The organism is Kocuria sabuli (genome assembly GCF_040981185.1).
Taxonomy (GTDB): domain Bacteria; phylum Actinomycetota; class Actinomycetes; order Actinomycetales; family Micrococcaceae; genus Kocuria; species Kocuria sabuli.
Window position 1 is genome coordinate 64,226 of record NZ_JAVHZE010000016.1, and the last position, 10,620, is coordinate 74,845.

At 72.8% G+C, this 10,620-nt stretch carries 15 protein-coding genes; 9 read left to right on the plus strand and 6 right to left on the minus strand.

Translation table 11 applies throughout. From position 1 onward, the window contains the following. Window positions 1–56: 56 nt before the first annotated feature. Window positions 57–632 (plus strand): cysteine hydrolase family protein, encoded by a 576-nt coding sequence (locus RE027_RS14270; protein WP_368808934.1) that lies wholly within the window; start codon window positions 57–59, stop codon window positions 630–632. Window positions 633–708: 76 nt separating this feature from the next. Here the strand turns inward: RE027_RS14270 and RE027_RS14275 are convergent, their stop codons facing one another. Further along, complete coding sequence (locus RE027_RS14275; RefSeq protein ID WP_368808935.1) at window positions 709–2,010, minus strand: Nramp family divalent metal transporter; 1,302 nt, start codon at window positions 2,008–2,010, stop codon at window positions 709–711. Window positions 2,011–2,339: 329 nt separating this feature from the next. Between RE027_RS14275 and RE027_RS14280 the strand changes: the two genes are divergently transcribed. From RE027_RS14280 to RE027_RS14305, 6 genes are all read left to right on the plus strand, one after another. Then, entirely contained in the window at window positions 2,340–3,377 is a 1,038-nt protein-coding gene (locus RE027_RS14280) for a zinc-binding dehydrogenase (protein WP_368808936.1), read from the plus strand. Between the two features lie 286 nt (window positions 3,378–3,663). Continuing rightward, the gene (locus RE027_RS14285) at window positions 3,664–4,047 is read left to right on the plus strand and encodes an STAS domain-containing protein (protein ID WP_368808937.1); all 384 of its coding nucleotides are present in this window, start codon (window positions 3,664–3,666) and stop codon (window positions 4,045–4,047) included. Further along, the gene (locus tag RE027_RS14290; RefSeq protein ID WP_368808938.1) at window positions 4,044–4,355 is read left to right on the plus strand and encodes a hypothetical protein; all 312 of its coding nucleotides are present in this window, start codon (window positions 4,044–4,046) and stop codon (window positions 4,353–4,355) included. The genes RE027_RS14285 and RE027_RS14290 overlap by 4 nt, the downstream gene beginning before the upstream one ends. 492 nt (window positions 4,356–4,847) lie before the next feature. Next, window positions 4,848–5,663 carry an alpha/beta fold hydrolase gene (locus RE027_RS14295; protein ID WP_368808939.1) on the plus strand — a complete coding sequence of 272 codons (816 nt, stop codon included), beginning with the start codon at window positions 4,848–4,850 and terminating at the stop codon, window positions 5,661–5,663. A gap of 118 nt (window positions 5,664–5,781) precedes the next feature. Continuing rightward, a complete protein-coding gene (locus RE027_RS14300) occupies window positions 5,782–6,585 on the plus strand; it encodes an SDR family NAD(P)-dependent oxidoreductase (RefSeq protein ID WP_368808940.1) in 804 nt (267 codons plus the stop codon). 170 nt (window positions 6,586–6,755) lie between these two features. After that, window positions 6,756–7,145: a hypothetical protein gene (locus RE027_RS14305; RefSeq protein WP_368808941.1), complete on the plus strand. Its 390-nt coding sequence runs from the start codon at window positions 6,756–6,758 to the stop codon at window positions 7,143–7,145. A 29-nt stretch (window positions 7,146–7,174) separates the two neighbouring features. Here RE027_RS14305 and RE027_RS14310 read toward each other — a convergent pair whose 3' ends face one another. From RE027_RS14310 to RE027_RS14320, 3 genes are all read right to left on the minus strand, one after another. Further along, window positions 7,175–7,342 (minus strand): hypothetical protein, encoded by a 168-nt coding sequence (locus RE027_RS14310; RefSeq protein WP_368808942.1) that lies wholly within the window; start codon window positions 7,340–7,342, stop codon window positions 7,175–7,177. An 86-nt stretch (window positions 7,343–7,428) separates the two neighbouring features. Then, window positions 7,429–7,635, minus strand: coding sequence for a helix-turn-helix domain-containing protein (locus RE027_RS14315; protein ID WP_088985077.1), 207 nt, complete (start codon window positions 7,633–7,635; stop codon window positions 7,429–7,431). Then, window positions 7,635–8,114 carry a DUF2975 domain-containing protein gene (locus tag RE027_RS14320; RefSeq protein ID WP_368808943.1) on the minus strand — a complete coding sequence of 160 codons (480 nt, stop codon included), beginning with the start codon at window positions 8,112–8,114 and terminating at the stop codon, window positions 7,635–7,637. The genes RE027_RS14315 and RE027_RS14320 overlap by 1 nt, the downstream gene beginning before the upstream one ends. A gap of 226 nt (window positions 8,115–8,340) precedes the next feature. Between RE027_RS14320 and RE027_RS14325 the strand changes: the two genes are divergently transcribed. Beyond that, window positions 8,341–8,679: a hypothetical protein gene (locus tag RE027_RS14325; protein ID WP_368808944.1), complete on the plus strand. Its 339-nt coding sequence runs from the start codon at window positions 8,341–8,343 to the stop codon at window positions 8,677–8,679. 54 nt (window positions 8,680–8,733) lie between these two features. Further along, window positions 8,734–9,519 (plus strand): hypothetical protein, encoded by a 786-nt coding sequence (locus RE027_RS14330; protein ID WP_368808945.1) that lies wholly within the window; start codon window positions 8,734–8,736, stop codon window positions 9,517–9,519. 247 nt (window positions 9,520–9,766) lie between these two features. Here the strand turns inward: RE027_RS14330 and RE027_RS14335 are convergent, their stop codons facing one another. Both RE027_RS14335 and RE027_RS14340 read right to left on the minus strand, forming a co-directional pair. After that, window positions 9,767–10,120: a sigma factor gene (locus tag RE027_RS14335; RefSeq protein WP_368808946.1), complete on the minus strand. Its 354-nt coding sequence runs from the start codon at window positions 10,118–10,120 to the stop codon at window positions 9,767–9,769. Between the two features lie 6 nt (window positions 10,121–10,126). Further along, a complete protein-coding gene (locus tag RE027_RS14340) occupies window positions 10,127–10,468 on the minus strand; it encodes a YciI family protein (RefSeq protein ID WP_368808950.1) in 342 nt (113 codons plus the stop codon). Window positions 10,469–10,620: the final 152 nt, after the last annotated feature.

Sequence of the window (10,620 nt, forward strand, 5' to 3'; positions counted from 1 at the left end):
GGCGGAGGGACGCCGGCGCGGACCGTCCTCGTCCCGGCGGGTGTATCGTTCCGAGCGTGACGACCTCCTCGGCCCCGGGCCCGCGCGCCGCCCTGATCGTCGTCGACGTCCAGCGCGGTTTCGACGACGCCGGGTACTGGGGCCGGCGCGACAACCCGTCGTGCGAGGCGAACATCGCCGCCCTGCTGGGCCACTGGCAGGAGACCGGCCGCCCGGTGGTCTTCGTCCGCCACGACTCCGCCACGCCGACCTCGCCGCTGCACCCGGACAATCCCGGCAACGCGTTCAAGGACATCCTCACCGGCACCCCGGACCTGCTGGTGCGCAAGAGCGTCAACTCGAGCTTCCACGGCAGCCCGGACCTGCACGCCTGGCTCCGCGCCCACGACGTCGGGGAACTGGTCGTCTGCGGCATCACGACCAACCACTGCTGCGAGACCACGGCGCGGGTCGGCGGCAACCTCGGCTACCGGGTCCACTTCCCCCTGGACGCCACCCACACCTTCGACCGCACCGGCCCGGACGGCGCGGTCGTGCCCGCGGCCGAACTGTCCCGGATCACCGGGGTCAACCTGCACGGCGAGTTCGCCGGGGTCGTGACGACCGCGCAGCTGCTCGCCCCGTCGCCCTAGCCCGGCGGCGCGCCGCCGGGTCGGGGCCGCGGTGGGCGGCACGACCGGTCGGCGGGGCGGATCTCCCGCGCCGGTCCTAGCCGCCGAGGACCGGTGCGACCGTCTTGACCAGCTGCTGGGCGCCCAGGACGGCGAACAGCAGGGCCGTGAGCCCCAGGGCGATGTTCGAGTGCCACCTGTTGGCCCATTCCCGGGGGATCCGCCGGCCGTTGAGCAGGCCCAGCAGCGTGAGGGCGAGGAACGGCATGAACAGCGAGCCGAGCATGCCGTAGAGCAGGATCAGGCCGATCGGCTGCCCCAGGGCGAAGAGGATCATGGGCGGGAACGTCAGCCACAGCACGTAGAAACGGAAGTACTTCCCGCCCACCCGGGTGTCGGGGTGACCGGACTCCTTGCCGCGGATGTTGCCCCAGAAGTCGGCGAACATGAGGGAGACGCCGTTCCAGACGCCGATGATCGAGGAGAAGGACGCGGCCCAGAATCCGAGGAGGAAGCCGGTGCCGACCACGTCGCCGTACTCGGCGCGCAGCACGGTGTAGAGGTCGAGCAGGCCCTCGTCGCCGGAGCTGAGCGCCAGGCCGGCCGAACGGACCACCTCGGCGCCCACGATGAGCATCGCGATGACGAACAGCCCCGTCACCACGTAGGCCATGGAGTTGTCGATCCGCATGACCCGCATCCACTTGGGCGTGAACCAGCCCTTCTCGCGCAACCAGTAGCCGTAGGCCGCCAGCGTGATGGTGCCGCCCACGCCGCCCGCCAGCGCCAGGGTGTAGAGCACACCGCCCTCGGGGATGAGGGGCACCAGGCCCCGGAGCATCTCGGGGATGTTGGGCGTGGCGATGACGGCCAGTCCCACCACGGTGACGAACATGAGGCCGACCAGTGCGGCGGTGATCTTCTCGAAGGTGGCGTACTTCCCGAACCACACCATGACGAACCCCAGGAGGCCCATGATGATCGCCCAGGCCCAGAGGGGGAGCACCGGGAAGACGGCGGCGAGGGGCAGGGCCGCGGAGGACATCGCCGTGGCGCCGTAGACGAAGCCCCAGATCATGATGTAGGGGCCGAAGTACCAGGTGGTCCACCGGCCCAGGGAGCGCCAGCCCTCGAAGATGGTGCGTCCCGTGGCCAGGGTGAAGCGTCCGGCGCCCTCGACCAGGATGATCTTGAGGATCACGCCGAGGACCACCGCCCACAGCAGCCCGTACCCGTAGCGGGAGCCGGCGACCAGGGTGGCGACCATGTCCGCGGCTCCGACGCCCGTGGCCGCGACCACCAGGCCGGGGCCCACGACCTTCCACTTGGCCGGCGCCCCGCCGTCGTCGTCGATGCGGGCTCGGTGGGCCTCGAAGGAGGCCTCGTTCGTTGTGCTCATGTTCGTCCTTGCGAGATCGATGGTCCGGGGGTCCCGGAACCGGGCGCGGACCGGCAGGGAGACCTGTCCCCGGTGGTCGGTGTTCACCGCCCGATCGTCCCGGACCGCTCGCGCGCACGGGGTCCGGCCGGATGCTCCGAGCAGGGAGCTGCGCCCCGGATCGGGGTTGCTGTGTTCGAAATCACCCTACAGCGGCAGTGCCCGCACCGTTCCCTGCGGGACGTTCCCTGCGGGAAGGTCGAGAACTGGCGCGGTGCCTCCACGTGCTGGTCCGCCGCCGCCGTCCCCTCGATCCTCTCGCTGCCGCAGGGCTGTGGGAAAGTGGGTGCATGCGCGCAGTCGTCATCGATGCTGTCAGAGGCCGGCCCGAGGTGCGGGACGTGGCCGAGCCCATGGCACCGCCGGACGGGGTCGTCGTGCGGGTGATGGCCACGGGTCTGTGCCGCAGCGACTGGCACGCGTGGGCCGGACACGACGAGATCGAGCTGCCCCACGTCCCCGGGCACGAGCTCGCCGGAGTGGTCGTCGCGGTGGGGCCGGGCGTGCGCCGCTGGAGGACCGGCGACCGGGTGACCGTCCCGTTCGTGTGCGGCTGCGGACGGTGCGACTGGTGCCGGTCCGGCGACGCGCAGGTCTGTCCCGACCAGGAGCAACCGGGTTTCACCCACTGGGGGTCCTTCGCCGAGTACGTCGCGCTGCACGGCGCCGACACGAACCTCGTGGCCGTTCCCGAGCACGTGGACTTCGCCACCGCGGCCGGTCTGGGGTGCCGGTTCGCCACGGCGTACCGGGCCCTGGCCCACCGGGGGCGGGTCGCCCCGGGGGAGTGGGTGACCGTGGTCGGTGCCGGCGGGGTGGGGCTCAGCGCGGTGATGGTCGCCCGCGCCCTGGGCGGACGTGTCATCGCGGTCGACCGGAGCCCGGAGGCGCTCGCCGTCGCCCGCGAGCTCGGCGCGGAACACACGCTGCGCGCGGACGGGACCGACATCGCCGCGTCCGTCGCCGACCTCACCGGCGGCGGCTGCCACGTCGCCGTCGACGCCGTCGGCAGCGAGCAGACCTGCGCCGATGCCCTCCTCAGCCTCCGCCGACGAGGGCGTCACGTCCAGATCGGCCTGCTGCCGCCGGTCGACGGCCACCCGCGGGTGCCGATGGCGCGGGTGATCGGCTGGGAGCTCGACCTGCTCGGCAGCCACGGCATGGCAGCGGCCGACTATCCGGCCATGATGTCGCTCATCGCACAGGGCGCTCTGCAGCCACAGAGACTCGTCGAGCGCACCATCGGGCTCGAGGAGGCGGCCGCGCTGCTGCCGGTGTTCGACCGGGCGAAAGTCGCCGGCATGACGATGATCGACCCCCGCCGCTGAACGGGCCGTGACGGGTCCAGGAGGTCCACTTCGGCCGGGCCCGCGGGTCCGACGAGGCCCCGATCGCGACGACCCGACAGCGGGAGGAGTTCGCCTCCGAACGGACGGTCGCGGCCGCGGCCCCGGTGGCCCCACGCCGACCACTGGTCCTGCACCGGTACGGGCAGGCGTGACGCACGTCATCAGGCCCGGACCGCCCGAGTGCCGGATCGTGTTCTACGCTGGTGCCCTGGTCAAGTAGCGGCCCGTGCTCCCCTCTGCCCCCGGACTCACAAAGGTCGCTGCCATGTCCCCCAAGCTTTCCGTGCTCGTCCACGTCGATCCGGACGACCGCCGCGTGATCATCAAGGTCGCCGGCGCGCTCACCACCGTCTCCCAGCAGGGCTTGTACCCGCTGATCCGCCGGGCGCGCGCCCTCACCCCGGGCATCGAGGTCACCGTGGATCTCACGGGACTGACGCGGTTCGAGGCCGCCGGCGCCCGACTGCTGCAAGAAGCCCTCCACCGTGCCGAGCTCACCGGCCGGGGCGCGCACGTGCGGCTGCTGCTTCCCCAGCCCTCGCCCACCGCCATCACCGGTGCGGGTGCTCCGGACGGTGCCGAGGCAGTTCATGGCGCGGCCGCGCGGTTCTCGCCGGCGCAGGTCTCCGTGGCTGAGGTGGCGGCATGAACCGGCCCGCTTTCGCGTACGCTCCCGTGCCCCTGGCGGCCACCGTGGGGCAGGAGCACCACGGCGCCCCGCCGGAGGCCGCTGAGCCCGGGACGCACGTGGCCCCGGCCGAGGACTTCCCGGACGAACTCGCCGAGCTGGCACTGACGCAGCTGCAGGTGCTGCACTCCCGGGTCCGCCTCCAGCTCGACAGCGAACACCTGGGCTCACCGGACGGCGCGCATCCGGTGACCCTGGACCGCCACCAGGACCTGGTGGCCGAACTCGCCACCCGCCGGAACCGTCCTGCCGGGCCGGCTCATGAGTGAGTCCGGCGACCCCGGCCGGCGGCTGTCGGCGCAGGAGCTGTTCCCGGGTCGGCTCGTCGAGGTCCGGGACCGGGAAGGGTTCTCCTTCCGGGCCCAGGTGGAGGAGTGCGCCCCGCATCTGCAGGTGGTGTGGGTGCGTGAGTCCGGGCTGGGCCAGCGGAGACTGGTCCCCGTGACCCAGTGCCGACACCCCGCTTCGGGAATCCCGGTGACACCCGGCGGGTGAGCCGGGTCGGCGCGCCCGCCGGCGGAGGAGCTGCCGCGGTCCGGGCACGGCCGCCCTCCTGTCCGCACCGCGCCGGATCCGCCCGACCCGATCCCTCCACCGCAGGAGAAGTCCTCCGGGGCGGGCACCGCCCGGCCTTCTCCGCTGGACGGGATGCCCGTAGAGTGCTCAGCATGCTGATGGGTCCTTCCTCGAGGGTCCGTGGCCCCGCAGCATCGGATCCCGAGACGATCTCCGGGACACGGACCGGAACAGGAGCGCATCACATGACCCCTCTCGTATCCCGTGAACAGGTCGAGGTGGACGGCACGCAGCTGTCCTACCTGGCCGCCGGCGGCCCCGGGGACCGGCCCCTGCTGCTCCTGCACGGCACCTTCTGGAGCCGGGTGTGGCAGCCGGTCCTGCCCGCGCTGGGCGGGGTCGCCCGGTGCATCGCCCTGGACCTGCCCGGGTTCGGCGCCAGCGGCGGTGAGCTCGACGTCGAGCACGCCACCGTCCCGGCCCTGGCACGGACGGTGCTGGCCGCGGCGGACGCCCTGGGCCTGGACGAGTTCGACCTGGCCGGCCACGACATCGGCGGCGGGGTCGCCCAGCACGTCGCCACCAGCGGCCGGGTGCGCAGGCTGGTGCTGATGAACTCCGTCATGTTCGACTCCTGGCCGGTGCCGGCGGTCGAGCGCTTCCGGGACCCGCAGGTGCGGGCGGCCACCACCGTGGAGGACATGCTCGGAGCCCGGGCCACCGCCACGCGCGGCAGCGTGCTGCGGGAGCTCGGGGAGGAGGAGCTCGCCGACTACCTCTCGCCCTGGCACGATCCGGCCCGGGTCCGCTCCTGGACGGCGCTGGCCGCCGCCGCGGACCCGAAGTACACGCTGGACCTGGTGCCCGCCCTGCAGGAGGCAGCGCTGCCCACCCGCCTGGTGTGGGGCCGGGACGACGACTTCCAGAAGATCGGCAACGCCCACCGCTACGTCGAGGAGATCCCGGGGGCGGACCTCGTCGAGGTGGACGGCAAGCACATCCCCACGGAGGACTCGCCCGCGGCGGTCGCCGTGGCGATCGTCGACCACCTCGCCGACTGACACCTCGCCGACCAGGTCGTTCCGGCCCGGGGGCGCCGGTCCTTCCCGACGACCTTCTTCCCCGGCCTGCACCAGCAGCCCCACATCTTCTTTCCACACCGTTCCGGAGGCAATTCTCATGGACCTGAACCACCGCTCGATCCTGCTCACCGGCGCCGGCACCGGCATCGGCCGCGCCATGGCCCTGGAACTGGCCCGGTACGCACCGCGACTGGCGCTGGTGGGCCGGCGCTCCGAGCCCCTCGAGGAGGTCGCTGCCCTGGTGCGGGAGAAGGGCGGTGAGGCAGTGGTCGTCCCTGCCGATCTGACCGCCGACGGCGCCCCCGCCCAGGTCGTGGCCGCGGCCCGGGACCGGCTGGGCGGGATCGACGTGCTGATCAACAATGCCGGCAACGTCCGCGCCGGCCGCCTGGAGGCGATCGAGGAGTCCGAGGTGCTGGCGCAGCTCGCGCTGAACCTCACCGCCCCGATCCTGCTCACCCGTGCGGCGCTGCCGGCGCTGCGGGCCTCGGGCGAGGCGCTGGTCGTGAACGTCTCCTCCGGGTTCGGTCTGCTCGGGAGTCCCTTCTACGCCACCTACGGTGCGACCAAGGCCGGGATCGCCCACTTCGGGGAGGCGCTGCGCCGGGAGCTCCACGGGGAGGGCGTGCACGTGCTCAACGTCTTCCCCGGGGCCACCGACACCCCGATGATGGCCAGCTCCGACGCCCGGGCCGAGCACGGCTTCGACTACGAGAGCCCCGAAGAGGTGGCGGCCGCCGCGGTGGCGGGCATGATCGGCGATGAGATCAGCGTGGTGCGCGGCGCGTCCATGGACCGGATGCTCACCCGCAACCGGGAGGACCCGGCCGCGGTGGACCAGATGCTGGCCGCGGGCAAGGACGAGCTGGAGAAGGTCGTGGCCGGCCACTCGAGCCTCTGACCCCGCAGCAGGCAGAGGAGCCGTAGCGCCGCACCAGAGGGAAAGTCGCCAGGGGACGGGTGTCGCCGCAGGTCACACGGGGCATACTGTCCACAGAACCGCTCCGGTGCGGCGGACGCGCAGTCGCTGCGCTTCCTGCGCACGGGATGTCACGAACGGGGGGCGGGGCCATGTCCGCGACGTCGATGGTGGCCGCAGCCGGGGTGCTCGCGGTGACGACCGCGCTGGCCTGGTGGGCGGTCCGGTGGACGCGCCGGTGGCGGACGACGGCACGGCTGCGCCGGATCCTCGCCTACCACTCCAGCCTGCGGGCCGAGCTGCAGATGAGCTACGAGCGGATCTACACCCGGTGCGCCGACCAGCCCGCCTGGAGCACGCAGAAGCTGGCGGACATGGAATGGGCGCTCGCCCAGGTCGACGGCGTCCTGGAGAAACGGCGGCTGGACGACCTGGCCGACGTCGGACGCACCGTCCCGGCCGTGGCCCCGCCCGTGGTGCCGGTCGTGCTCGGCGGGCTGGGGGCCGCAGCGCTGGTGGCCGCCGCCCTGATGGATCTCTGACCCGTGGCGTCGAGCCGGTGCCCGGGCGATCAGCTGCCGCGTCGGAGGGTCCGCACGCCGAAGACCACCGCGGCGAGGACGAACAGGACGCCCAGCAGCTGGAGGCCCGGCGAGTCGTCGCCCTCGCCGTAGACGATGCCGGCGGCACCGATCACGAGACCGACGGGGACGAGCAGGAGGGGAAGGAGGTGTTTCACGGAGTGTCCTTTCGCGGGGGTGGAGCGGCCGCGGATCGTGGCGGCGGGCGGGTGCACGCGGTCGGGGTCCTGCCGGGGAGGGCGGTTCAGTCCTCGACCCACTCGAGCAGGTCCCCGGGCTGGCAGCCGAGCACCCGGCACATGGCCTCCAGGGTGGAGAAGCGCACGGCCTTTGCCCGGCCGTTCTTGAGCACGGCGACGTTCGCGGGGGTGAGCCCGACGCGTTCGGCGAACTCGCCCACGCTCATCTTGCGCTTGGCCAGCTCGACGTCGATGCGCACGACGATGGGCATCAGATCACCGCTTCCATGTCGCTGCGCAGGGTCGTGGCCTGGCGCAGCAGCGCCCGCATCACCACCATCAGCAGACCCAGCACCGTGACGCCCGTCAGCATCAGGAACAGCAGCAGCGGCAGCCCGGGGTCGTCCGCGTTGAAGCCGACGTAGAGGAACACCCCCAGCAGCACCGCCCACGCGGCCCCGATGGCCCAGACGATGGCATCGACCCACACCAGGGACGCGGTGCTGAAGATGCGGTCGTTCTTGACCAGGGTGAGCAGTTTCCAGGTGGCCACGATCACCACCTGCGCGCAGAGCACCCAGAACACCGTCACCGCCGTCAGCGGCCACCTCAGATACGCCATCTCCGGGGACTCCTGGGCCATGTGCGCGAACTGCCCGGGCAGCGACATCACCTGGAACAGCACCAGGATCCCGAACAGCAGCACGAGGAAGACCCTGAGGGGAGCGACTGCCCGATGTTCAACACTCATGGATCGAGTCTCACTCGATACCTATCGAATGTCAATATTCATCGGATGTCCTCCCGGGTCGTGACAGGGCCCCTCGACCCGGTTGCCGCGACAGCGGACAGCCGGTCGATTTCCCCTCGTTGATCAGGCTCTTTATCCTGGAGGCGGACAACGATGTCGAGCCCCCAATCGGCACCGAGGTCCACCCGGGACTGTCGGTGCACCCGCTCCCAGGAGATCCCCCGCCATGACTGCTCCCCATCCGGTCCCCGCCCCGGTCCGCCCCGAGACCGCGGCACACGTCCCCGACGCGGACGCCGCCGCCCCGGTCACCGCCCGGGCCACTCCCCGGTTGTCGCGCTACCGGATGCACACCGACCGCCCCGGCCTCCGTCTCCGGGCGGGCGAGGTGATCCTCGGCACCCCCTACGAGCCGGCCGACTCCACCATGGTGGTGCTGGTGCGCTGCGAGACCGACGGGCACAACCCCGGCGCCCTGCTGTCGACCGACGAGCTCGAGGACCTCGGACCGACCGACCAGCTGCTGGGGCCCTGCTCCTGGGGCAATCCCGGCGTCCGGCACTGACCCGCGGCCACCGCAGCGCACGTCGGGGTTCTCGAATGTGCTGTACTCGGTCGCATGAGCGGCGAACTTCTGCCCGACACCCCGACTGCGGCCGACTTCCGGGCGCTGGCGGCCAGCGCGCCGTGGCGGTTCACCACCGTGCACCTCACCCATCGGCGGCAGCAGGACAGCGGGAGCACTCCGGACGGTGAGCCGGTCGAGGCCTGGCTGGACCGGCGCATCGGACGGGTGACCGTGCGGACCGCCGCAGGCGTCGAGGTGGCCGAGGGCGTGCCCTGCAGCGGCTCCGTCGACCTGGTGGGCCGCAGCGGCGAGGGCACGGTGTGCGCTGCCGCCCCACCTGCGGAGACGGGCCCCGTGCTGCGCCCGGACGGACTGGTCGGCCGGCGCCCGGAGGGCTGGCACTACGACCACGGCGATCCGATGTGGCAGGACTACCGGTGGACGGCCATGCTCGATCCGGTCGAGCTCAGCCGGGGGGTGGACGTCAGCGATGTCCTGGCCACGACGCTGCGGGGCCGGCTCACCTGGTCGGCCACGTGCCGGCCGCTGCTCGGCGACGACGACGCGGGGGAGGAGGGCTACATCCCACGGTGCGGCTGCTGCCCGCTGCTGGACAGCCCCGCCAGCCGGATCCGCGAGTACGGCCCGGAGGACCCGACCCTCACCGGTGGCGACCTCGCCACGGTGTACTGCGTGCATCTCGACGTGCGGACGGGCATCGTCGTGGACGTCACCCCGCTGGACGGGACCGCAGGCAGCGGCCTCACCAACGAGCTCCACGCCGTCGACGAACCCCTCGACCCACCGCCGGGCGAAAGGCGTCGAGCCGGCCGGTGACCGGGTCGGCTCGGCGCGGTCCCGGGGGCGCGGCGACGGCCGACCCCGCCTCCCGGGGGCGTGTTCCTCCACTCCTGCGGTCCGCGCGACGGCCACCGGCGGAGCCCCCTGCGTCCTGTCCGGCACGGCCGCTCAGCCGCGCAGCCGCGCGTTGAGCCGTGCGGCCTGTCGCACGAGGTGGTCGCGTTCGGGGAGGTCGGCCGCCGACCGGGCGGCGTCGGCGTAGAGCCGTGCCGCGGTCGCGAGGTCACCGGCACGCTCGTGCAGGTACGCCGTGGCGGCGGCGAGGCGGGGCAGGGAGGGGTCGAGCCCGGCCAGGGCGGCCAGGCCGGCCCGCGGGCCTCGCCGAGCGCGACGGCGCGGTTGAGGCGGACCACCGGGCTGCCGGTGAACCGGAGCAGCGGGCGGCGTCGAGGAACGTGCGCCAGGCCACGGCGACCAGCCAGCCCGTCGGGTCCCGCGGCGGATCGTCCGGCCACACGCGCACCGCTTCGACCAGGGCGTCCTGCACGGCGTCCTCTGCCGCCGCGAAGTCGGCTCCGCGGCGGCAGAGGATCCCGATCACCGTGGGGGTGAGGGCCCGCAGCAGGGCCTCGTCCACCGTGCGTCACTCCGTGATGGCCGGAGGCGCGGCCAGGAACGGGCGCACCTCGAGCCACTCGTGGATCGGTCTCCCGCCCGCGCCCGGGGCCGCCGACAGTTCACCGGCCAGCTCCAGGGCCCGCTCGTCGTCCTCGACGTCGATCACCATCCAGCCGGCGATCAGATCCTTGGTCTCCGCGAACGGGCCGTCCGTGACCGGCGGCCTCCCCTCGCCGTCGTAGCGGACGAACGTGCCCTCCGGGGAGAGCGCCTGCTCGTCGACGAACTCGCCGGTGCCCTCGAGCCGGGCGGCGAAGTCGTTCATGTACTGCACGTGCGCCGGGGCCGGGGCCGGGGCGCGGCGCAGCGGTCCCGGGGCTCGTTCCGGCGCCGGCGCCCGCCGGGGGCGGCAGGTGTCATCCGTCACAGCGCGTCGGGGGCAACCCGTGTACAGTGGAGTCCAGTTGTTGAAGTTTCGTTTTTCGCATTTCAAGCAGTTCGCCCGATCCGGGCGCAGCA

Coding starts and splice junctions, on each gene's coding strand:
- RE027_RS14290 (WP_368808938.1), top strand. CDS start 4,044: ATGAACCGGCCCGCTTTCGCGTACGCTCCCGTGCCCCTGGCGGCCACC.
- RE027_RS14295 (WP_368808939.1), top strand. CDS start 4,848: ATGACCCCTCTCGTATCCCGTGAACAGGTCGAGGTGGACGGCACGCAG.
- RE027_RS14280 (WP_368808936.1), top strand. CDS start 2,340: ATGCGCGCAGTCGTCATCGATGCTGTCAGAGGCCGGCCCGAGGTGCGG.
- RE027_RS14300 (WP_368808940.1), top strand. CDS start 5,782: ATGGACCTGAACCACCGCTCGATCCTGCTCACCGGCGCCGGCACCGGC.
- RE027_RS14330 (WP_368808945.1), top strand. CDS start 8,734: ATGAGCGGCGAACTTCTGCCCGACACCCCGACTGCGGCCGACTTCCGG.
- RE027_RS14305 (WP_368808941.1), top strand. CDS start 6,756: ATGTCCGCGACGTCGATGGTGGCCGCAGCCGGGGTGCTCGCGGTGACG.
- RE027_RS14315 (WP_088985077.1), bottom strand. CDS start 7,635: ATGCCCATCGTCGTGCGCATCGACGTCGAGCTGGCCAAGCGCAAGATG.
- RE027_RS14275 (WP_368808935.1), bottom strand. CDS start 2,010: ATGAGCACAACGAACGAGGCCTCCTTCGAGGCCCACCGAGCCCGCATC.
- RE027_RS14285 (WP_368808937.1), top strand. CDS start 3,664: ATGTCCCCCAAGCTTTCCGTGCTCGTCCACGTCGATCCGGACGACCGC.
- RE027_RS14320 (WP_368808943.1), bottom strand. CDS start 8,114: ATGAGTGTTGAACATCGGGCAGTCGCTCCCCTCAGGGTCTTCCTCGTG.
- RE027_RS14325 (WP_368808944.1), top strand. CDS start 8,341: ATGACTGCTCCCCATCCGGTCCCCGCCCCGGTCCGCCCCGAGACCGCG.